Here is a 20804-nt window from a genome sequence, read left to right on the forward strand (position 1 = left end):
TCACCCCATCCGGCGGTCGAGGAGGACGTCCTCCCAGGTGGCATACACGGGAAGCAGATCCGCCCAGGTGTCGAATTCGGCGAGTACGTCCTGCCAGGTGCGGCCCGCAGATCCGCTGAGCCCGGTCGTGACGGGCATGTCGGTCTGGGTGAGGGGCAGCGTCCAGGCCCGCCAGAGTTCCATTGCGGTGCCGCCGACGCGGGCCTCCGTGGCTTGGGCGACGCTGACGTAGCTGTCGTCGACGCCCATGCCGGGGACGGCCTGCCATAGCAGGACGTTCCCCGAGTCCAAGAGCCAGTGCAGCGCCTTGCGTTCGTCATCGGATCGCGTCCACAGGGTGAGGTCGCCTTCGAGGCCGCCTCGCGTATCGCTGAGAACCACCGCGTTGCGGCGGCCCTTGACCCGGTAGACGGACTGCTCGACGGGGCGCTGCCAGTCGGGCGGCTTCGAGATCATGAGCCGGATGTTGCGCTGCGGATTCCCTGGGTCTTTCAGCCAGGACAGGTTGGCGTCTCCGGCGGTGATGGTGACGGTGTCGGAGCTGCGGGTGCCGGGGGTGGTGGCCCCGTCTGGCCAGAGTTCGATCCGGTACGTCACGGGTACGCCGAGGGGTGCCTCATAGTCCTCGATGATCATCAGGTCGGAGGTGATGCGGGTCCGGTCGAGGAGGCCAGACGGCCCGCGCACGAGGGTGCGGAGGCCGTCGACCCCTTCGCGGTAGACGCTGATGGACTGACCGACAGCGAGTTCCCGCAGCGTCAGCGTGATGCTGGCGCTCTCCTCCACGACGGCCACTGCGGTGAGCGGCACGGCCAGCCACAGGGCCGCCACGTCGACATACATCGCCGAGCTGGTGGCGCCCGCCGTGACCGTGAGCTCGATGGCGCCCTGGGTGGCGGTGGCGGGGACGCTGGCGTCGGTCGCCATCGCGTACCAGCTGGCGCCGGGGAAGGTGTAGTTGATGCCTCCGGTGGTGCCCAGGTCCGCGTCTGCTGCCGAGTACCAGCGGACCTTGACGTTCACGGTCCACGAACCCGCGCCGAGCGTCGCGAGGACCTGCGCCCGGTAGCTGGTACCCACGCCTCCCGGCGCCGCGAACTTCGCCGAGCGCACAACGCTGGCCGTGGCCGTCGCTGACGTGATGGACAGGGAGTAGGAGCCGTCGAAGGCGACCTGGCCCCACGGCGTCGACCGGCTGATGACCGCCACCCCGGAGGGCCGCGTCCATCCGGCGACACCCTGCTCGAAGCTGCCGTCTGCATACGGGAGGACCGTTCCGGCCTGCAAGACCGGTGCGACCGCGACGACCACGCCTTCGAGCCGCAGCACCTGCCCCGCGGAAGCTCCGTTGACGCCCGCCGCGACACCGCACGTCGCGGCGTTGGCAGGGGCGACAGCGGAGGCCCGCTGCCGGTACCAGCCGGAGCCTGGCATCGGCGAGACGAGAGTGGAGCGCGTGGCGCTGATCTGGTTGCCATTGACGTCGTAGTAGCGCAGCTCAATCCAGCAGTCCGCCAGCAGCGTCGGCGGGTTGAGGTAGGCGTAGGTCAGATAGTCGGTGCCCGGCGTGACAGCAGGCCGATCGGTCGAGACTGCGGCGGCGTTGCCTGCGCCGGTCGCGGTGACCGCGATGGTGTGGCCGCCCGCCAGGTAGTTGTCGACGGCCCAGGACGCGACGGGGACTTGCCGGGAGACGCCCGCGTTGACCTCGGCCGTCCACCCGGCCACGTCGATCTCGGCGGACTCGGTACCGAACGCGAAGAGGTTGCCGGTCGTGCGGATCGGCAACCCCAAATAGACGTTCTCCCAGTACTGATTGACCAGCCCGGCAGCCGGGGTCGACGACAGGAGAACCTGCGCCTGTGTCGACCCCGCCGGCGCCATCCCGGCCACGCCGACCCGATGCCATCCGCTGGACGCTGCCGACGTGACGAGCGACCAGGTCACCGAGATTTCGGTGCTGGTCGCTGACAGCCAGCGGATCCCGATCCGCTCGGGAACCACTCCGGCCGCGTCCGCGAACGTCTGATAGACGGTTCCGGCGGTGACCGGGTAGGAGGAGACGGTGCGGGCCTGCATCTCCCCCGCCGCAACGGACTTGACGACCAAGCAGCCGTCCCCGTTCCTCCCTCCCGTGCCCTTGGACAGAGTGGCGTTGAGCTTGCTCACCCAGCCGGAGGTGTTCGGGTCAACCGACTCGGTGGTTGCCGACAGGAGATTCCCGGGGATCGGCATGTCTCACCTCCGGCCTGCGGTCAGCGTGGTGGTGAGCTCGTTCATCGTCTGCTGGACTTCGCCGCGGACGTGCCCGAGGAAGGCTCCGGAGTCGAGGTACAGGTCGCCTTCGAACTGGCCGCCGCCCCCTGCGGATGGGGACATCGCCAGCCGTGTCAGCGCGTTCGCCTGTGTCCCCGTGAAGACGGGTTCGGGCCGACCGGTGCCGTTGTAGGCAAGGTTGAGGCCGGGCTGCAGGTAGCCGCCCTCGTCGTACCAGTGCGGTGACCTCGAAAGCCACTTCGAATACGCCCTGGACGGCGACCCGTAGTCCGGGCGCCCCTTGATGTAGCCCAGGCCCCACCGGATCTGCGTCGCCGGGTTGGTGCGCCAGTCGGCGCCCGCCGACCGCATCTTCGATCCGGGGAGCGCCTGAGGGATTCCGTAGGCGTCTGACGTGGGATTGTCGGCGTTCCAGCGCCAGCCCGATTCCCCGTGCCAGAGCTTCTTGAGCGGCCCGAATTGGGATGGGCCCCAGCCGTAGCGTCCGAGAATCGACTTGGCGTAGCGCTGAGCGGAACCGACGGCCTTGCCCGCGAACCCGCCTCCTCCGCCGGTGAGGTAGGGCATGGGGTCGACGGCCTTGCCACCTTTGCGTGCTTCAAGGTGAAGGTGAGGGCCGGTGACGTTGCCGGTCGCGCCGACGTCACCGATGCGGCTGCCGCCGTTGACGGCCTTGGGGACGGTGGTGCGGATTCTCGACAGGTGGGCGTACAGCGACTGCAGACCACTTCCGTGGTCGATCATGATGTGTTTGCCGTAGGGGCCGCCCGAGGTGGCTTGGGAGACGTTTCCGTCGGCGACTGCCTTGACTGCAGCACCCGTGGCGGCCGGGAAGTCGAGGCCAGTGTGGCGTCCGGAGGACCACATGCTGCCGCGCTTGCCGAAGGGGGTGCCGTAGCGCGCGTTGACGGGCTTTGTCCATTGGCCCCGGCCTTCGTAGCCGCCCGCGAACATGCTCGAGACGGCATCGACGATCTTGTCCTTTAGGCCACCCACCATCTTGATCGGGAACTTGGCGAGCGCCTTGCCTACCGGCGCCGTACCAACGCCCTTGGTGACCTTGGACAGGACAGGCTTGACCAGCTTGGTCCACACCTTCGAGGGGTGAACCAGCAGGTCGGCTCCGGCCTTTGCCCAGTCGATGCCCTTGCCGACGACATCGCTGACCGTGTCCTTCGTCCAGTCCCACGCGCCGTCGAGCGGGCCGAGGATGCCGCCCTTGGCCATGAGCTTGGTGCCCGCAGCCGCATGTAGCGCCTGCGCCCTGTTGCGGTACTGCGGGTCGGTCGGGATGACGTACTCGGGGTAGCGAGGATTGCCCTCGCCGACGATCGCGGTCGGGCGGTTGGTGACCATCGGGCGGGCCCGGTTCCAGCCCTGCCCGACCGTGCCACCGGCGGCGAGCTCGTCTGGTGCGTCGGGCAGTTTCTTGAGGCCGACGAAACCGGCGACCTTGTCCCAGACGGCCTTGATGCCCTTCTTGTACACCCACTTGATGACGAAGTTGACGGGCGTCTTCACGATGCCCTTGATCTTGCCGAAGGCGACGCCGATGGCCTTCTTGGCCGTGTCGAAGGCCTTGCCGACGAGGCGGACCGCGTCCTTGATCCGGTTGAATGCAGGCCTGAGGCCCTTTTCGTACAGCCACTTCGCCCGGCTCGCGATGGCATTGAATGCAGGCTTCAGGGCCTTGTCGTACAGCCACCGCCCCACCTCGCCGATTCCTCGGAACGCAGGCTTGATGGCAGTGTTGTACAGCCACCTCCCGATCTTGCCGACGAAACGGAAGGCGGTGACGATGCCATTCGTCGCGGGCTTGATCGCCTTCTCGTACAGCCATTTCCCCGCCGTCGCGATGCCCTCGAAGGCGGGCTTGATCGCCGACTTGTACAGCCACGCACCGATGCGGGCGACAAACCGGAAGGCGGCAACGATCCCGTCGAACGCAGGCTTGATCGCCTTCTCATACAGCCACCTCGCGGCATCGCCGATGCCCCGGAGGGCCGGGGCAAGGGCGTTCTTCCACAGCCACTTCCCGATCGCCGCCGCCACCTGGAACGCGATCACCAGCGGTGCGATGAGGACGACCAAGATGATCGTGATGAGGATCTTCGCGGCGAGAACGATCCCGTCGAACGCAGGCTTGATCGCGTTGCGCCACAGCCACATCGCGATACGGCCAACCCACTGAAGGGCCAGCACGATCCCATCGAACGTCGGCTTCAGGATGTTGTTCCAGGCAAACAAGGCGGCCGTCTGAATGCCCTGCCACGCCGCCTGGATGATGTCGCGGAACCAGCCGAAGTTCTTGTAGGCGTAGATCACGGCAGCGACGAGCGCGATGATCCCGATCACGATCAGCGTGATCGGGTTCGCATTCAGCACGAGGTTGAACAAGAACACCGCGAGGGTCCACAACTTCGTTGCGATGTACGCCAGGTACATGCCCTGGATCAGCCACGGCAGGTTCACGGCGATCGAGGCGACACCGCGCGCCAGCGCGCCCAGCACCTCCAGCACCGGGCCGGACAGCGGCGACAGAGCCCTCGCCACCTCGAAGAAGGCGCTGGAGATGTCACCGATGGTCTTGGCCACCAGCGGGCCGTTCTCCGCCGCGTACTGCAAGAACCGCTCGAACGCAGGCGAACCCTTCAGACTGGTGCCCCAGTTCGCGAAGCGCCCGGTGATGCGCTGCATCGTCTTGGAGATGGTGTCCATGTGCGGCAGGAAGGCCTGGACGACCCCGCCGATCCCCTTGAAGACGCGCCCGAAGGACACGCCCAGCCCGACGATCGCGGGCTCGACGGAGCCCGCCAGGTCGTCACGGAAACTGTTCCACCAGGGCGAATCGAAGCCCTTCGAGACCTTGTCCTGCAGCTTCGTGATGGCCCGGACTGCGCCCTCGACGAACGGCGTCAGGCCCGGCAGGCTGTTCTTGATGCCATTCAGGGCGCGCGTGAAGATGGGCATGACCTGCGGCTGCAGGCTCTTTGACCAGTCGCCGAAAGCGCCCTTCAAGCTGACGAACGCGTCAAAGGTGTCCCGTGCCGACGGAGTCAGCTTCGCCAGGGCTGCCTGGTACTTGGCCTGCGCGACGGCAGCCTGATCCACGCCTCCGGCCGCCTGCTGCGACGCGGAGGCAATCTGCCGCTCAGCTGACGCAATCGAGTCCGCCGCCGACAGCCGCGCCTGAGCCAGCTGCTCCTGCGCGCGTGCCACTCCCTCCGCGGACTCCTCCGCGGCCTGAGTCACCTCACGCTGCGCACGGGCTACCGACCGGGCCCCGTCCTCCTGTGTGCGCGCCGCATTGCGCTGCGCCTCAGAGACTTTCGCCTGGGCGGCGGCGATGTCCTTGGTCCCCTGGATCTGCTGCTGCGCCGCCTCCTGGTGGGCCTTCGCCAACGCCTTCTGCTGGGAGCCCACATTGCGCTGGGCGTTCGCGAGACGCTCCTGCGCCGACTTGACCGTGTCGGAGCCCTCAACGCCAGCCTTGTCCGCAGCCCGCTTCTCCGCGGCGAGACTCTTCGTCTCGTCCTTCTGCTCCTTGAGCCGCTGCACGGCCTGGTCGTAAGACAGCTGGGCACGCTGCTGCTGCAGCAGCGTGGCCTTCGATCCGACAGCCTGTGTCGCCCGCAGCCGGTCCCGGGCCTCCTGCACCGACAGGACCGCGTCGCGCTCAGACAGCTGGGCGCTCGCCAGACGGTCCGACAGCTCGGCCAGCTCGAGGACGGCGTCCTTGCGGGCCTGCGTCAGGTCCTGCTGAGCCTGGCGGGCCGTGCGCTGGGCGTCCGCGAGAGAGTCCTCGGCCTGCGCGACACGTTCGGCCGCATCCCGCTGCCGGTCGGCGGCCTGCTGTACCGCGTCCGCCACCGACTGCTGGGCAGCCTTCACCTGCTGTGCGGCGCTCCGGTTCGCCTCTGCCGCACTCCGGACCGCGTCCCCGACCTTCTCCTGCGCCTGCCGGACCCGCTCGGCTCCCGCTTCGACGGCGTCTGCGACCGCCTGCTGGCCCTGCGAGATCTGCTGGGCGGCATTGCGGTGCGCCGTCGCCAGCGACTGCTGCGCGCCCGCCAACTGCACAGCCTTGCCGGCGCCCTGCCCGGCAGCCTGGCCGCCCTTGATGGAGGCGGTCGCCGCCGCATCCTGGGCGGTCTTCTGCGCCTGCAGAGCCCCCGCGATGCCAACGAATGCAGGGATCGCGACGGCTGCGAGCGCGCCAACGCCAGCCCCGGCGGCAACAGCCGCCGAGGCGATAGAGCCGATGCCCGCCGCGAGGATCGGGATGGCAGGGATGGCGCCGACCGCGCCGAGCGCCACGGTCAGCTGCAACAGCGCGGCAGTCGCCTGAGCAGTACTGACATCGGTCCGGATGTTGATGCGCTTGCCGTCAACCGCAGCGATCGCGGCCCGGACGGTCGCCAGTTGCGTCAGGGCTGCTGCTGTGTCCGCCCTGACCTGGACGTTCGGATGCTTCGCTCCGAGACGGGTGAGCTCAGCCTCGATCGCCCTAATCTCGGCCTTGGCGTCAGCGGCGGAAATGTCGATCCCGATCCGCTTGTCCGCCAGCGTCTCCATACGGAACCGCAGCGCCTGCAGATCCGAGTCCGCCTCAGAGGTGTCGGCGCCGATCTGCAGCTTCGGCAGCGACCGGAAAGCCGCCTGCAGATGCACCTTCATCGCCCGGGAGAAGGCACCTGCCGTGTCGTCGCCCTGCCGGACAGCCGAAGGGCGAGCCGTGCGACCGCCCTGGGTGACGCCATCGCGGATCGCGTCCCGCAGAGCAGCGGTGATGCGGTTGGCGATCTGCTGCCCGATCTGCTCGCCGATCGCCAGACCGACGTTGCCGACCTGCGCCTGCATCGCCGGCCCGAATGAGCGCCCGGCCGCGTTGCCCGCATCAGTACCGGCGCGCGTCGCCGCCGGAACAAGCCCGGCGCGCAGTCTGGAATAGATCTGCTGCGTGTTCGGGACAACATCAACTTCAACGGAGCCGACACTGATCGCCACGAGGGGCCTCCCCTCGCAGCGCTACGCGGCGCCCCCGTTGATGAGCTCGAAGAGACGCTCAGCGGCCTGCTCGGTGATCTTCGGCTTCGGCTTACGCGGCTTCGCGCCCGGTCGGGGCGTAGGCGTCGGAGGCTCAGGCTGGTCGCGCTTCTTCTCCGTGTTGGCGCAGATCGTCACGTACTCCAGGCGCCGGACCGCATCCAGCACGGAGGCCGTTAGCTGCTCCAGCTGAGACCAGCGCCCCTTCTCCGGCTCACCCTTCTCCGCCTGCTCCGTCAGCTCCTCGCCCGAGAGCTTGTTGCGGAGCGCGGTCATCGTTGATGACTCGGGCGGCAGATGCTGGATCAGGACCCGCAGCTGCCGCCACGTCATCAACCCGCGGTGCACGTCCAGGACGTCACGCTGGTAGAAGCGCCAGAGATCGGCCTCTACCGCCTCCGCATGCGCCTCGTAGACCTGTTGGGTCCACGCGATTTTCCCTGGCTCTCCGGCGCCTGCTCGCTGGCCTCACCGATGAACTCGCCGAACTCCCCATTCGTCGGGTCGAGTTCCTCATACACCTCGAAGTCGTCCGGGTGGATGGCAAGCTCGGCGAAAGCGTCGATCTGGCCCGAGTTCAACAGCCGGTTCCACGACTGCCTCCACACCATCGGCGGCAGAACCCGCAGCTCCTCGCCACGCAGCCGGGCAGTCACGTAGCCACCGAGCGCCTCGGACTCCTGGGCTTCGGCGGCGTCGTCGTCCTCGTCGTCGTAGTCCTCATCGGGCTCGACGTCCGGGACGACGACGTCCGTCTTGCGGGGCGGCCGGGCGGCAGCAGTCTTCTTGCGGGCGGCGGGCTTCGTGCGGGCGGTTGCGGTCCTGGCATTGGCAGCCATGGCGCGGGCCTCTCGTTCGTCTATGGCGCGGGCGTGGGAAGGGAGGTGGACGGGCCGGGCCCGCGTGCGCAGCCCGTCCACCAGTCAGAGGGGGTCAGGAGCCGGTGTAGTCGGGCGTCGCCGGGACCGAGTCCGTGTGGTAGACGGTGTTCCCAGCAGCGTCCGGGTAGGCGGTGACGGTGATCTCGTAGCCGGACATCTCGTCCTGCTTGAACGTCACGTCGGAGCGGTCGGAGACTTCACCCTGGGGGACGTAGAAGCCCTTGGCGGTGTCTCCGTCCATGACGAGGAACCACCAGGCGCGGCGGTCCGGCACCGGGCTCGCGGTCTCCGCGAAGCTCGTGATGCCGGAGACGGGCTCCAGTTCGGCGGCCGGAATCCGGTACATGATCGACTGGACGGCGACGCGGGCGGTCTCCCACAGGGTGACCTTGAACGTGCGGACGGACTTGGTGATCTGCGTGCGGAACGGCGACGTCAGACCCCAGGGGGTGAACTCCTGACTGTCCTCGTCGAATCCGTAGGTCAGACCGTCGTCCGAGATCGCGCCGAGCGGCTCCCACGGAGAGAGCGGCTGAACGAGAGGCGACGCAGGCGCAGTAGTGCCCGTGTCGCCTACCCAACCCCCTCCATTTGCTCCGATAACCGTCAAATCGGCGGCGCGGGTGATGTTGACCATCGTTGTCTCCAGACATGCGTGAAGCCCGCGCACGGGCGGGATCAGGGGGGCGCGGGCCCGCAAACGGTCAGGAGACCGGGTGGCTGTAGATCTCGTAGGTGCCGCCGACGCGGCGAAGCGAGGTGTTCTCGTAGGGGCGGACAGCAGGGCGGGAGATGGTGCCCGTTCTGCCGATCACGGCGGTCGCGCTGGTGGACCCGCTGAGCTGCGTGAGGATCCAGCCGTGCAACTCGGCCGCCAGAGCGATCGCTTCCGCCCTGGTAGCGGCGTAGACGTTGAAGTCGACGAGGGCACGGTCGAGCCGGAAGCCGTCGTCGTCACCGTTGATCACTTCGATCTGGATCGTGGGCAGCTCGTTGAGCAGGTTGTTGTCGAGCTCATCCCGGACGGCAGCCCTGCTGCCCACGTAGGCCTGCGTGCGGCCGATGAGCTCCAACTCGACGTCCACCGACCCGACGGCGGCCATCAGCGGCCACCTGCCTGTGCGGCACGGAGCAGCACGTGGTGGGCGTGCACCTTCTCGGTGCCGTACTCCACGAACCGGGCGTAGTAGGCCGTGTTGGTGACGGTGGCGGTGGCCCGGTCCCTGCGGCGGCCACCACGTCGCGTGCTGGTGACGTTGAAGCTGCCCTTGTAGTGGCCCGGATGCGGATCCGATGCACCGCCGACGGGGGCGATCGACTCGGCCACCGACTTGACGAGCTCGGCCCGGCGCACCATCTCCACCCGGATCATCTCCGAGCGGAGTAGCTGCCCCACGCCCTTGTTGGACATCTTGAACCGTGCAGCCATGACCACCTCCGGTCGGCTAGCCCGTCACGCGGTCGGCAGCGAACTGCATCGGGCCGCGAGTGCCGGTGAACGGGCTCTGACCCCAGTCGCCGGGCTCGCCGGTGATCTCGCAGACCTCGCCGCGGATCCGCACCCGGTCGGTTGTGCGCCAGTCAGTGCCCGACGGCGCATACACGGTGAAGCCGACAATCACGGTGTCGCGGGCCTGCTGCTCATCCCCGCCGACTGTCGGCGTGGACTGGCGGGGCACCACAACGCAGCCCCTCACCGGCTGGTCCAACAGCGGGCCGGGAATCGGTTGCCCTCGTGGATCCTTGCCCGGCGACGGCCCACGCCTCAGGCGCACCACCGTCTCCCCGTAGGGGTACGGGCCGGGCATCAGGTGTAACCCCAGCCAGGCTCGAACTCGTCGGCGAACCCGGCATCGTCGATCGGCCAGGTCGGCGACGGATCCGCCGTCTCCGGTGTCGGGTCGACCGTGAACGCCCCGCCCCGACCCGCCAGCGACTTGAGTGCCGACTTGTCGGCCTTGGTCAGATACAGGCCGCCCGAACCGGTCGGGCGCTGCACCGACATGGGGCCGATCGTCTCGTAAGAGACCTGCTGCGGATTGGTGTAGGCCCGGCCAGCGACCGACAGGACGACGGCCTCGGCGCCCTCTGGGAGAGGCTTCACCACCGTCTGGCACAGGTTGATGGCCTGCCGGATCAGGAGTGCCGCCCTGTCCCCACCGATCTCTTCCAAGTCCAGGTACAGGCCCAGATCCTCAGCTGTCGGGATCTCGAATGCCACAGCAGCCTCCTAGGCGGGCAGGGCCTCCACGGCTTCGCACCAGGCAGCCAGATCGGCTGACGGATCGAGCTCGGCAGAGCGGGCCTTGGCCCGCTTACTGGCGAGCCGGTAAGCGGACGCCGAACCAAGCTTCCGGATCACGGCCTCATAACCGTCCAGATCCTCCCGCTCCAGGAAGATCCCGCCTTCGGCCAGCGCCTCACACAAACCCGGCGTTGGATGAGCCAAGACCGGTATCCCGGAGGCGAGTGCCTCGCAGCCTGCCCGGCCCCACGACTCGTACAGCGATGGCATCAACAGCAGCCGGGTGCGGGCATACACCTGTTCCCGCATGTCGTGCCCCGAGACGTGCTCGACCTCCAGCACGTTAGGGAGATCCGAGTAGTCGGTCTGCTCCCCGTAGGAGCCCTTCACCGCCATGAACTTGGTGTCGGGCATGCGCTTGGCGAGCTTGTGGAACAGCCGCCCGCCCTTGTCGGGGTTGGTGTTGATCAGCGTCACCCGGTCGCCGGGCTTCGTCGCATACTCCTCGGCGAACACCGGCGGGCGGACGACGATCGACCGTTCGGGCCGGACGCCCTTCGGGTGGTCCACGAAGTGCAGCTCGGCCTCTCGGGCCATCCACTGCGAGTTGTAGACCGCCAAGGCTGTCGACCCCGAAGCCATGTCCCGAAACGTCGGCGTGAACGTGTTGTGGCAGATCGCCACAAACGGCTTCCCGTAGCCGCGGGACAATGCGGCGGTCGAGGGAACATTCTCCAGGTGAGACACCAGCACGTCGCCGCGCCGGACCGCTGTCGCGAAGTCCAGACGGGACTCCAGCGGGATCACCTTGACGCCGTCCAGCTCATACGGCTTGTGATCTTCTCCGTAGCGCGACAGCCATACCGTGACCTCGTGCCCGCGCTCGACGAGAGCCCGGAACATCGACCAGGCCATCCACTCTGCGCCCGCATTGTGCCGGGGCGGGGCGGCATGCAGCCGGGCAACGATCTGCATCGCCCGGCTGCTCTTCCCGCCGCTGCGGGCCTGCGTCACGAGGAGGAGCCCGCCGTGCCGGTGTACTTGACGAACGCCTGCGCGTCACCCTGCACGTAGCCGTAGAACGCCTCGGCGAGGATGAGAACGAGGTTCTCCTGGAACGCCGAGTGGACGCCGCCGTCCTCGTCGACGTAGGTCGCCTCCTTGGAGATCCTGACCGTAATGTCCATGCCGACGCCGTAGGCGGCCTGCGACCAGTCGCCGCCGATCGCGCGCAGTCCCGTGTCCGACGAGGTGGACTGTCGGCGCTGCTTGCCCGACACGCTCCGCGAGTAGGCCAGCGGCTCACCGATCAGAGTTCCGGCCGACGCCATCTGCGTGCCTGGCACCGTGGTGTCAACGAGGATCGGGCGGCCGGTGGTGTCCGTCGCGAGCAGCAGACGCGGCTTCAGCCGGTGGTCCGCCACCGTGCCGGTGTAGTCCCAGTCGTCGTTGATGACGAGCCCCATGCCGTTGACGAAATCCGCCCACACCCCGCCGTCCGCCTGATCGGCAGTGCCGAGAGCCACCGAGTTGGTGGTCTCCGCGAGATAGTCGTCGAACGGGCCGGCAGCGCCCTTCATGGTGAGGCCGTGGATCGCCGCGTGGTCGAAAGCGCGGGCGAACGCCGTCGGTAGATCCCGCTGCAGCTGCGTGTACAGGCCGCCCGCGTTGGTCATCGCGACCTCTTCGGCCACGGGAATGAGGACAGCGACCTTCTTCGCGGTCATCTGCTTGATGCTGACGCCGCCGCTCGACAGCGGCTTCCGGGCGGCCTGGCCGACCCAGTCGGCGACCGGCACGTCCATCGGGATCGGAATGGATGTGGTCGCGTCGATCGCCAGCGGCGCCGGACGCGCCAGCGCCATCACCGCCGACTGCTCGACGCTCTTCTCGAAGATGGGACCGGCGAGGGTCCGCGGCAGGAGCGACGCGTTGACATCACTCAGCTTGATCGGGGCCGTAGCCACCATGATTCCTGCTTTCGGCAGCTACTTCAGCTGCGCATGAAGGAACCCCGCGAACTCGTCAGCGGGGCTGGGGGACCGTTGCTTGTTGGCGCCGGACGCCTGAGTGCGATCCGGTGCCGGACGCCGCGGGCCCTCCTGGGGCTGGGGCTTCGCCCAGTGCGGCTTGCGCTCCAAAAGCGCCTGAAGGTCGGCCTCAATGGCCGCCTCGTCGATGTCGCCATCGCCGTCGATATACGAGTCGAAATCGAGCTCGCCGAACGCATCCGCCGGATCAGCGAACGCCGCCCGGCTGTCCGTCGCGACGCCGGCCAGGGCCTGCACCTGGCTGCGGACAAGCCGCTGCCGGGTCTTGGCGATCTGCTCCTGCGCTGCCGTCAGCTGCTCGGTGAGGCGCTCGGACTCGGACAGGTCCGCTTCCTTACGCTTCTTGAGCTCAGCCAGCAGCGGCTCCTGCTCCTTGAGCCGCTTGCGGAGGTTCTCCGCCTCGCTGTTCTTCTTGCGCAGCGCTGCTTCGAACTTCTTCCGGTCGAACGGCTTTTCCTCGACCTCGGGGTCCGCCTCCGGGGCGTCCTCCGTGGTCTCGGTGGTGCCGTTCTCCTCGGTCGCCGTCTCCTCGACGGCCTCCTCGGTGCCGGTCTCGGTCTGCTGCTCGGCGCTCTGCTCGGTCTCTTCAGGCATGACGGATCGGCCCTCCAGGGGCTGTGGAAATGAGAAAGGCCGCCACCAGGGCGACCGTTGATCAGTTGGATCCAGGGAGTGGGTACTGGTCGTGCTCAGCCAGCGCCCGCCTGAACCAGGCCAGTTGGCTACCGGAATGGCCAGCGGCGTACTGCTTGTACAGCCGCTCCCACTCACGGGCATGATCGGACAGCTCGAACTGCTGCCCTCTAAAGATCGGAACCGGTTGGCAGTGGCACCAGTCATGGAACTTGATGACGCTGTCCTCGCCGACGAACGAAGCGTTGGCCGTGCGTCCAGCCGCGTCCAGGTCCTTGTATGTAGCGCCTCGCGCCGCCATCAGCTTGCAGAAGGAGCACGCGCCAAGGGCGGCAGCGCGGGCGTAGCCGACCGCCGATCGATCCGCTTGCACGGCACCTCTGAGGGTGCCCCGGCCCTGGTCCAGGACCAGCTTTTCGACCGCGCCCTCGGCCTTCTTCTCGGCGGCATCCAGGCGCACGTCCAGCGGTTGCAATTGGGCTTCGGTGGTAGCAGGGTCGTCCGGGTCGCGGGGCCAGAGGTCTTTCGTCGCCCACCGCAGACTGTTGTTGACCTTGTCGTCTGCGGGCGGCTCCAGCAGCGGAACGGTGAACCGTCCCGTCACCCTCGCGGCCACCCGCTCGGCGTCGTAGAAGTCCGCTGCCGCCGTCGCCGAGGCGTTGCCGTACTGCGCCACCAGGGCGCGCACCGCCTCAATCCAGTCCGGCACCGTGCCTTCCAGATCCTGCGGGCGGATCAAACGCCGCAGCGTCCGCATGTCCCGGATCAGATACCGCGTCAGGCCGCGCTGGACGCGCCGCTGGCGGTTCGCGCCGGCGCCATCATCCGAGACTGTCGTCGCCATCGACGACCTCCGGAGACTGAACCTCATCGCCAGGAGCACCCAGAGCTGCCAGGCGATCCAGCACGGACCGCCCGTTCGCACGCCGGCGATCCGCGCGGACTCGCTGCCGCTGGCCCTCCGAGAGTCCCGCCATCTCCAACGTGACGTCGGAGTCGGCGGGGAGGATCCCGGCCTGGACGAGCTTCACCGTGGCGTCAGCCTGCGCGGCCACCGTCGGTGTCGCCGGGTTGCGCCACACCGTCTCGATCCGCCGGGTCTTCTCCGGCGGCTCACCGTCCCGCACCCACAGAGCGAGGCGCATGGCCTGCTGCCAGGCCGCCCCGTACCGGCGGATGCGGCGCTCCGAGCGCTTGACCAGCTTGGCTTCGGTGGAACGGATGGCGTCCGCGGAAGCCGGATTGTCGGTGGTGTAGCCGAGCATGTGCGGCGGCAGCCCGAACTGGCTGGACATGATCCGCGCATACAGATCGATGATCTTCGTCATGCCGGTCGGATCATGCGCAGCGAACTGACCGACGTCCGGCACGTTGCCGTCCTCGTCCCGCTCCAAGGCGAGAACCCGGCCGATGTACGTCTCCCACGCCGACTTCGCCGTACCGTCCGCGTCCTGGAACGCCGACTCGGACGCCCCCAGGATGTAGCGCTGCGGGGCACCGAAGAACTCGGCCGCGACCTCCATGCCCATCAGCCGCCGGCAGGCGGCGTCCGTGATCGACATGACCTCGGGGGTGATCTCCGACTTGCCGACCCGGTCCGCAGTGCGCTGACGGTTCGCCATCCGCACCACCGGCACGACGCCCAGCCGGTGAATGTCCCGGTCGACGACCTCCCAGCCACCGGACGGCGACGGCAGAGCCGTGACCGTCTGATCAGGCAGATACAGGACGATCATCCGCTCCTCGGGGCCCGACTCCACAAAGCCATCGGCCGCGCACTCGCGCAGGGCTGCCGTGCCCATCCGCAGACGGGCATCCCACATCAGCGTCATGTCCATCGGCGACTCAGCCGAAATCAGCGGCGGGCAGTCATCCGTACCACAATCCCCCGACCCGACCGCCAGATACTCGCGGCCATACACCAGAGAATCCAGATGAGCCAGACTCGACTCGTCGAACAGATCGTTCGCGTCGGCGATCTCGTCCAGCTCGCTGGAGTCCGAACCATCCCCCCAACGGAACGCCTCCAAATCGAGACGCTCCTCCAGGCTTTCGACACCTACACGCGGCCAACCGATCACCGTGTGCAGGCTCTTGAGCTGCGGCGGAATACTGATACCCAAGTCGCGGACCAGCTGCTCGCCGTTGAAATAGGCATCCCGCAACAGCAGCGCATGCCGGTCACGCAGCATGTCCGCCCGCAACATGTTGATCAAGGCGAGTTCGTCATCCGACAGATACACCAACGGAAGATCAGGAATCGAGACGGTCACCGCAGCACCACCACCCGTCCCGACTTGCCTGTCTTCTTCTTGCCGAGCCCCTTGGCCATCGCGTCAACGCGGGCCTGCCAGGCGAGGACCGCAGCGATGGCGGCGTCGATCTTCTTTGGACTGTCGGGATGCTCCTTCATGATCTGGATGCCGCTCCGCGACTCGCGCCGCCGCGAGTTGAGGATGTGCCTCGTCAACACGCTCGACCCGTCATGGGACAGCTCGCCGTCGACGACACTCGACCGGAACTTCTCCAGCGCACGCACGATCTGGTTCGACCTGCCACCCGTCATCCACCACTCGATCGGATGCTGCACCGAGGACTTCAACTTCAGCCGCCGGCCGTGGTCCGCCTCCCACCTCGCCACATGGGACTCCCACCTGGCCGGGTCCGCGTACATGCCGACGACCTTGTACTCGCGGAAGGCGTCCTCGACAGCTGCCAGAACCTCGATGGTCGGTACCTGCCAGTCCTGGCCGAAGGGCCCGTCAGGCTGCTCCCAGCAACCGAGGAGGAACAGATGGCCGTCCGAGACTCGGCAGCCGACGAGAGCGGTGGCGTCGGTGACGCCACGGTTGCGGCGGCGGGAACCGTCGAAGCCGAGGACGATCTCCTCGCCGCGCCCGACGACCTTGTCCGCCGCGGCAACGCCAGCCCACTCGGGTTGCGAGATCCACGAGTCGGAAGCGTGTGTGATCTGGTTCAGGAAGTCTGCCCGTGCCGTCTGGGGGTCCGTGCTGGGGTCCCAGATCGTGGCGACGATGGTGTCCAAGTCGACATGGCCGCCGTTGCGGTCGGCCGAGTCGCCGTAGGTGTACGAGAGCCCGGACACCAGCGAGACGCGGTCCGTCATGTCAGTCTCGGGCGGCGCCTCACGGTGGTCGTAGAAGAGGCCGTCGTCCCGTGCCCGACCCTCGCGAATCTTCGCCCAGAATGCCGCAGACTCCTCAGCCACCGAGCCTTCGCCTGGGATGAAGGCGTTCGGCGACTCGATGGTCGTGCCGCCGATCTTCGCGGCGTTGATCCGCATCGTCTCCGCCAGTCGGTTCCCGCGGTTCGACCGCACCCACTCCTCGGTCTGGTCCAGCACCGCGAACACCGGCTTATTGCCCTTCACCGTCCGCGCCGACGATGTGATCGGCTCAATCCGGCCCCGCGGCAGATTGACGAACGTATCGAGCGGCTCCAGCCCCGGGTACGCGTCAATCACCGGACCCTGGAGCATCTCCAGCAGAGGCGACCACGTGTTCTTCGTCTGCGTCTCCGACACCGCCGCGATCTGCACCAACGGCGTCCGCACCTCAGACCACGGCTTACCGACCGGCTGCCCCGCGGCATCCCAGCCGTCCGGCAGGACCGGGCCGAGAGCCTCAACGATCGCCAAGGCGGCGAGGAATGGGGACTTGCCTCAACCCCAGCCGCGAGGCCGGGAGATCACCCCACGGCGGAAGCGACGCTTCCCAGTACCGGGGTTGATCTCGTAGTACCGGAGGACGAAGTCCTCCTGCTCGGGATACAGCAGAAAGGGCTCGTAGTCACCGCGGTCCGGAGCGGCCAGCATCTCCGAGATCCAGTCGATCACGCCGTAGCCGAGCGTCGGAACTGCGCCAGGCTCAGGTGGTTTCCAGGGGATGACGATCACCCCCTTTGGCGCCTCATCTTCCAGACCGCCAGGAAGGCGTCTGACTTGGAGGAGTTACAGGAGATGCACGCTGGGATCACGTTCCCAATCGAATGCCGTCCGCCCTTGGAGAGCGGTATGACGTGATCCATCGTTAGATCGGCGCGTTCCTTGCAGTAGAAGCACTCGCCTCTCTGGCGGACGCAAAGGCGGCGCCACTCTCTGCCCGAAAAGGCGAAGACTCCCGCATCGCGCTTCCACGCCTTGCGACGGTTCCGGGCGGCCTGCCCCACGTGCGGGTTCGCCTTGGCGTAGGCGATGGCGTATGCGAGACGGCGCTCTCGTTCGGCTTGGTAGCGGGCGGCGTCGTCTCGACCCCGCCGCTTCTCGGATGCGCCGTTCTTGCACTTACGCGTGCAGTAGATTGCGTTCGCTCGCATCCCTGAAAGGCCCTTGCCGCATTCCACGCAGGCCGACGCCGGGGATCGAAGGGCGGTGTGTCCATTGCGCACCCAAGTTCGGCACGCGTTCGAGCAGAACATCACTCTGCCGTGTTGTTGACTCAGGTCCGTGCCGCATCCAGGGCATGAGCGGTCGGGGCGCTTGTAGCGCTTACGGTTCGCCGCCGTCCACTTGCAACGCGACGTGCAGTACTTCGATGGTCGGCGACCCTCAAACGGGGCAGCGCAAATGACGCAGGTAAGCTGACTCACGTCAACCTCTCACCAGGTTGGCCACGGCCCCGGGGTAGCTCCAACTACCGCCGGGGTTCTATGTGTTGATTCTATCCGCTCGCCTCGCCAGGAGGGGGCGGAAGCGCCCTCAGTACGCCGCGACGCTCCCTCGACGAGCGGCCACCGTCGGGCCGCTTGCCGTCCGCCTCGTCAGCCTGAGCGAACTGCATCCGCAGGCGGGCCCGGTCCTCGGGAGTCGCGCCGAACTTGGCGACCCTCAGCCGCAGTTCGCCGGCCGCCGACATCTCGCCGGACCACAGCCGGGCGTGCACGACAGCCGTATCGAGGAGGAAGTCCCAGTCGGTCGAAGAGAAGTGCTCGGCCTGCGGGGAGGCCTTCCACATCTCCCACCAATCCAGCGTCCGCGCCGGCCAGGCGTACTCGACCAGATCGCCGTCCTTCAGTACCGACAGCGTCGGCAACTCCGGCGGCTCGGCCTGCTCGAAGCGGAGGATCGTCTGGGCGTGCGGGTCCTTACTGTGCCCAGCTCGGCGCTTCGGGTCCTTAGGGGCGGGTCCACGGCCAGCCATAGAGGCTCACCTCCCGCCTTAACTCAAGATCCAAAGTCCCCAGACCCAGGGCCGTCCTTAGCGTGTATACGGTCCCGATCCGCATAACCGCAGGTCAGGCCTATCCCCCCAGGTCAGAGGCGTGATCGTCGCGACAGTCAAATCCGAGATCGTTTGGATCAGCCAGAGATCACTGAGGGATCATCCAGGCGGTGCCGTTGACCATGGTGTTCCCTAAGGCCTTAGCTACTCACGTCAGTTGATCTCTCGAATCGATCTTTGTTCTCAATCTTCTTCGACTTCAATCATTGATCAATTCGTCGATCAACAACTGATCACTCTCACGCGATCACCATCGCATCACCATGCAGCACTGCACATGCATGCCTCACCCCGACGCTGCCCTGCCCATGCCCTGCCCGCCTGCCCCGGTAGGGGGGCAACACATGGGGGTGGCGGCACCGCCTGCCCTACCCCTCGCGGTCGGCCTGCTCCCTGCCGTCGATGGAGTGATGGACCAGCAGCCATGCCGTCGACCCATCGTCTCGGGTTACCGGCCTGCCCTCGGGTCCGCACACGCAGTCGGGTTCGGCTGTGCTGGTGTCATGGTCGACCAGGTCACGGAGTGGAGTGACGTGCAGCGTGCTGGTCACCGTCGCCGCCCGACGTTGGCTCGGCTGCCCGTGAAGGTCCCGGCGTTCCCTCGCCGGCTGCGGTTTCCTCGTCCCTTGCTCGCCACGTGGATCACTCCTCGTCTGGCGCGGGCTTCTGGTCTTCGTGCTCCGGGTCGTCTACCCGGATGACGGCGTGAATCTTCTCGCGGGGTGCGGCGAAGCACGGCCCGACGTTGTCGAAGAGGGTCACCCAGTGGGGGTCGAACTTGACAGTGAGCTGGTCGTCTTCGATGAGGGTGTCGTCGCCGCGTCGTTCGGCGTGGATGATCAGGTAGCGCGGCATGGTCACCGCCTCACAGGAGTCCGGGATGGCGCTCGCCCGGCCGTTGCCGTCCGGGCTTCGGGTTGGCGCGCTGCGCGTCATTCCCCTCGCGACTGCTCTTGCGATCATGGCAAGGTCCGCACACGCCCTGAAGATCGGCAGGCCCATTGAGATCCGCCTTGGCCACGATGTGATCGCAGAATCGGCTGGGTCGCACGTCGCAGATCTTGCAGATCGGATCGCGCTCCAAGATCCGCGCCCGGATCTTCGACCACCCGGACGGGAGGCGTTGCCGCCTGTCCGATCCGGACCAGCCGCCGCTCATGGCGCCGTGGTCCCGTCGGTGTCGCCCCGGTATTTGGCGAGGGCTTCGTGGACGCGGCTCTCGCTGCTGTCGTTGGAGTCCCACCATTCGACGGCTTTCCACACGTCGCTGAGACGGGCGAGGCGGACGCTGGCGCGGGTCTCCCATTGCCGGTACAGGACGAGGAGTTCTTCGGTTTCGCGTGCGGCGTCTTGTGCGTAGCCGAGGCCTGCGAGGCGGCTGGCCATCTCTTCGAGGTCCCAGCGTCGGGAGACGAGGTCTTCGAGGTCGGCGGCGGCGAAGAGGTAGTTGTAGCTGCCGCCGCTCACGCCTGCTCCTGGGTGTTCGCGGGGTCGCCGTTCAGTGCGAGGAGGGTGCCGCACTGGTCGTAGGCGACGGGCGCGTTGTCTGTGCTTGAGCCCGCGAATGCGGAGCACTCCCCGCAGATGACCGTGCCCCGGTACTCGACTGCTCGATGTAGGTTGCGGACGCGTTCGATGGCCCGTGCTTGCGCGTCGCGCTCCCGCCGCAGCCGGGCTGCGGCGTCGCGCATGTCGTCCCAGTCGCGGAGTCGGTCGATGCCGAGGGCGTCGGCGAGTTCGTCCGTCCACTTGCCGAGGCGATCGGCGTCCAGCTCGATGGTGGCCCGCTCGTGTACGGGGTCGGTCTCGTTGATCGCTCGCGTGATCTTTCCTTGAGCGGCGAGGACTTCCTGCTGTACCTGCTCGCGGAACCGTTCGAACTCGCCCTCGACGTGGACCTTGAGGAAGAGTGGCTGTCCGTTCTCGTCGAGGGGTACGTCGTTGGCGGGGATGTCGATGGTGTCCTCGAAGACGAGAACGCCCTGGGCTCCGACGGTCGCGGCCCACTCATTGGGGTATCCACGGAACGGATTCGTCCACTGGTCGACGACGAGGACGAAGGGCACCCTGTCGTCTCCGCCACCTTCGGGGAGTTCGAGGATCTGGATGCGGGCCATCAGACATCCACCGCCTCGTAGGTGGCGCGGAAGATGTCGTCGCGGCAGGGGTAGAACTCGCCCTTCACGCCTCGGATGATCCAGTCGCCGAGCGAGGCGGTCATGTCGCCTTCGAGGGTTCGGATGCTGATGGAATGCGGGATGTCACCGTTGTGCTCCGCGCAGCGGTCGGGGTTCGAACAGATGTAGTTCGCGGTCGAACCGCCGTTGAGGATCCAGTCGATGATCGGCGTGGCGCCCTCTGCTGTGCCGTCCCATTGCGCGGCGTCGATTTCTACGGGCTTCTTGCGGTAGCGGGCCATGGCGCGGGCTCC

22 protein-coding genes are annotated in these 20804 nt (G+C 67.4%); all 22 read right to left on the minus strand.

Going from position 1 to position 20804, the window contains the following annotated elements:
* Nucleotides 1–2235: a hypothetical protein gene (locus tag M4V62_RS04070; RefSeq protein WP_249585820.1), complete on the minus strand. Its 2235-nt coding sequence runs from the start codon at nt 2233–2235 to the stop codon at nt 1–3.
* Nucleotides 2236–2238: 3 nt separating this feature from the next.
* Nucleotides 2239–7284 (minus strand): aggregation-promoting factor C-terminal-like domain-containing protein, encoded by a 5046-nt coding sequence (locus tag M4V62_RS04075; protein WP_249585821.1) that lies wholly within the window; start codon nt 7282–7284, stop codon nt 2239–2241.
* 21 nt (nt 7285–7305) lie between these two features.
* Nucleotides 7306–7656, minus strand: a complete 351-nt coding sequence (locus M4V62_RS04080) for a hypothetical protein (RefSeq protein WP_249585822.1) — start codon at nt 7654–7656, stop codon at nt 7306–7308.
* Between the two features lie 56 nt (nt 7657–7712).
* A complete protein-coding gene (locus M4V62_RS04085; RefSeq protein WP_249585823.1) occupies nt 7713–8162 on the minus strand; it encodes a hypothetical protein in 450 nt (149 codons plus the stop codon).
* A 94-nt stretch (nt 8163–8256) separates the two neighbouring features.
* On the minus strand, nt 8257–8841 hold the full coding sequence (locus M4V62_RS04090; protein WP_160502796.1) for a phage tail tube protein: 585 nt from the start codon (nt 8839–8841) through the stop codon (nt 8257–8259).
* 67 nt (nt 8842–8908) lie between these two features.
* Entirely contained in the window at nt 8909–9307 is a 399-nt protein-coding gene (locus tag M4V62_RS04095) for a hypothetical protein (protein WP_249585824.1), read from the minus strand.
* Nucleotides 9307–9633 (minus strand): HK97 gp10 family phage protein, encoded by a 327-nt coding sequence (locus M4V62_RS04100; RefSeq protein WP_249585825.1) that lies wholly within the window; start codon nt 9631–9633, stop codon nt 9307–9309. Before M4V62_RS04100 ends, M4V62_RS04095 begins: the two co-directional genes overlap by 1 nt.
* Before the next feature lie 16 nt (nt 9634–9649).
* Nucleotides 9650–9883, minus strand: coding sequence for a hypothetical protein (locus M4V62_RS04105; protein ID WP_249585826.1), 234 nt, complete (start codon nt 9881–9883; stop codon nt 9650–9652).
* A 128-nt stretch (nt 9884–10011) separates the two neighbouring features.
* A complete protein-coding gene (locus M4V62_RS04110) occupies nt 10012–10425 on the minus strand; it encodes a hypothetical protein (protein WP_249585827.1) in 414 nt (137 codons plus the stop codon).
* Nucleotides 10426–10434: 9 nt separating this feature from the next.
* The gene (locus tag M4V62_RS04115; protein ID WP_249585828.1) at nt 10435–11424 is read right to left on the minus strand and encodes a glycosyltransferase family 4 protein; all 990 of its coding nucleotides are present in this window, start codon (nt 11422–11424) and stop codon (nt 10435–10437) included.
* Nucleotides 11425–11459: 35 nt separating this feature from the next.
* Nucleotides 11460–12419 (minus strand): phage major capsid protein, encoded by a 960-nt coding sequence (locus tag M4V62_RS04120; RefSeq protein WP_249585829.1) that lies wholly within the window; start codon nt 12417–12419, stop codon nt 11460–11462.
* Between the two features lie 18 nt (nt 12420–12437).
* Entirely contained in the window at nt 12438–13094 is a 657-nt protein-coding gene (locus M4V62_RS04125) for a hypothetical protein (protein WP_249585830.1), read from the minus strand.
* A 61-nt stretch (nt 13095–13155) separates the two neighbouring features.
* The gene (locus tag M4V62_RS04130) at nt 13156–13977 is read right to left on the minus strand and encodes a VG15 protein (RefSeq protein ID WP_249585831.1); all 822 of its coding nucleotides are present in this window, start codon (nt 13975–13977) and stop codon (nt 13156–13158) included.
* Entirely contained in the window at nt 13955–15406 is a 1452-nt protein-coding gene (locus M4V62_RS04135; protein WP_249585832.1) for a phage portal protein, read from the minus strand. Before M4V62_RS04135 ends, M4V62_RS04130 begins: the two co-directional genes overlap by 23 nt.
* Complete coding sequence (locus tag M4V62_RS04140; protein WP_249585833.1) at nt 15403–16791, minus strand: terminase; 1389 nt, start codon at nt 16789–16791, stop codon at nt 15403–15405. Before M4V62_RS04140 ends, M4V62_RS04135 begins: the two co-directional genes overlap by 4 nt.
* A 24-nt stretch (nt 16792–16815) precedes the next feature.
* Entirely contained in the window at nt 16816–17049 is a 234-nt protein-coding gene (locus tag M4V62_RS04145; RefSeq protein WP_249585834.1) for a hypothetical protein, read from the minus strand.
* Nucleotides 17046–17570, minus strand: coding sequence for an HNH endonuclease (locus M4V62_RS43835; protein ID WP_430626876.1), 525 nt, complete (start codon nt 17568–17570; stop codon nt 17046–17048). The genes M4V62_RS04145 and M4V62_RS43835 overlap by 4 nt, the downstream gene beginning before the upstream one ends.
* Before the next feature lie 242 nt (nt 17571–17812).
* Nucleotides 17813–18292: a phage terminase small subunit gene (locus tag M4V62_RS04150; protein WP_249585835.1), complete on the minus strand. Its 480-nt coding sequence runs from the start codon at nt 18290–18292 to the stop codon at nt 17813–17815.
* A gap of 723 nt (nt 18293–19015) precedes the next feature.
* Nucleotides 19016–19375, minus strand: coding sequence for a hypothetical protein (locus M4V62_RS04155; protein WP_249585836.1), 360 nt, complete (start codon nt 19373–19375; stop codon nt 19016–19018).
* Between the two features lie 153 nt (nt 19376–19528).
* Nucleotides 19529–19840 carry a hypothetical protein gene (locus M4V62_RS04160; protein WP_249585837.1) on the minus strand — a complete coding sequence of 104 codons (312 nt, stop codon included), beginning with the start codon at nt 19838–19840 and terminating at the stop codon, nt 19529–19531.
* Entirely contained in the window at nt 19837–20490 is a 654-nt protein-coding gene (locus tag M4V62_RS04165; protein ID WP_249585838.1) for a hypothetical protein, read from the minus strand. The genes M4V62_RS04160 and M4V62_RS04165 overlap by 4 nt, the downstream gene beginning before the upstream one ends.
* On the minus strand, nt 20490–20792 hold the full coding sequence (locus M4V62_RS04170; protein WP_249585839.1) for a hypothetical protein: 303 nt from the start codon (nt 20790–20792) through the stop codon (nt 20490–20492). The genes M4V62_RS04165 and M4V62_RS04170 overlap by 1 nt, the downstream gene beginning before the upstream one ends.
* Nucleotides 20793–20804: the final 12 nt, after the last annotated feature.

It is taken from the genome of Streptomyces durmitorensis, assembly GCF_023498005.1.
Classification (GTDB): Bacteria; Actinomycetota; Actinomycetes; order Streptomycetales; family Streptomycetaceae; genus Streptomyces; species Streptomyces durmitorensis.

Coding starts and splice junctions, on each gene's coding strand:
- M4V62_RS04070 (WP_249585820.1), bottom strand. CDS start 2,235: ATGCCGATCCCCGGGAATCTCCTGTCGGCAACCACCGAGTCGGTTGAC.
- M4V62_RS04080 (WP_249585822.1), bottom strand. CDS start 7,656: ATGACGTGGCGGCAGCTGCGGGTCCTGATCCAGCATCTGCCGCCCGAG.
- M4V62_RS04085 (WP_249585823.1), bottom strand. CDS start 8,162: ATGGCTGCCAATGCCAGGACCGCAACCGCCCGCACGAAGCCCGCCGCC.
- M4V62_RS04090 (WP_160502796.1), bottom strand. CDS start 8,841: ATGGTCAACATCACCCGCGCCGCCGATTTGACGGTTATCGGAGCAAAT.
- M4V62_RS04095 (WP_249585824.1), bottom strand. CDS start 9,307: ATGGCCGCCGTCGGGTCGGTGGACGTCGAGTTGGAGCTCATCGGCCGC.
- M4V62_RS04100 (WP_249585825.1), bottom strand. CDS start 9,633: ATGGCTGCACGGTTCAAGATGTCCAACAAGGGCGTGGGGCAGCTACTC.
- M4V62_RS04115 (WP_249585828.1), bottom strand. CDS start 11,424: ATGCAGATCGTTGCCCGGCTGCATGCCGCCCCGCCCCGGCACAATGCG.
- M4V62_RS04120 (WP_249585829.1), bottom strand. CDS start 12,419: ATGGTGGCTACGGCCCCGATCAAGCTGAGTGATGTCAACGCGTCGCTC.
- M4V62_RS04125 (WP_249585830.1), bottom strand. CDS start 13,094: ATGCCTGAAGAGACCGAGCAGAGCGCCGAGCAGCAGACCGAGACCGGC.
- M4V62_RS04130 (WP_249585831.1), bottom strand. CDS start 13,977: ATGGCGACGACAGTCTCGGATGATGGCGCCGGCGCGAACCGCCAGCGG.
- M4V62_RS43835 (WP_430626876.1), bottom strand. CDS start 17,570: ATGTTCTGCTCGAACGCGTGCCGAACTTGGGTGCGCAATGGACACACC.
- M4V62_RS04150 (WP_249585835.1), bottom strand. CDS start 18,292: ATGGCTGGCCGTGGACCCGCCCCTAAGGACCCGAAGCGCCGAGCTGGG.
- M4V62_RS04155 (WP_249585836.1), bottom strand. CDS start 19,375: ATGGGCCTGCCGATCTTCAGGGCGTGTGCGGACCTTGCCATGATCGCA.
- M4V62_RS04165 (WP_249585838.1), bottom strand. CDS start 20,490: ATGGCCCGCATCCAGATCCTCGAACTCCCCGAAGGTGGCGGAGACGAC.
- M4V62_RS04170 (WP_249585839.1), bottom strand. CDS start 20,792: ATGGCCCGCTACCGCAAGAAGCCCGTAGAAATCGACGCCGCGCAATGG.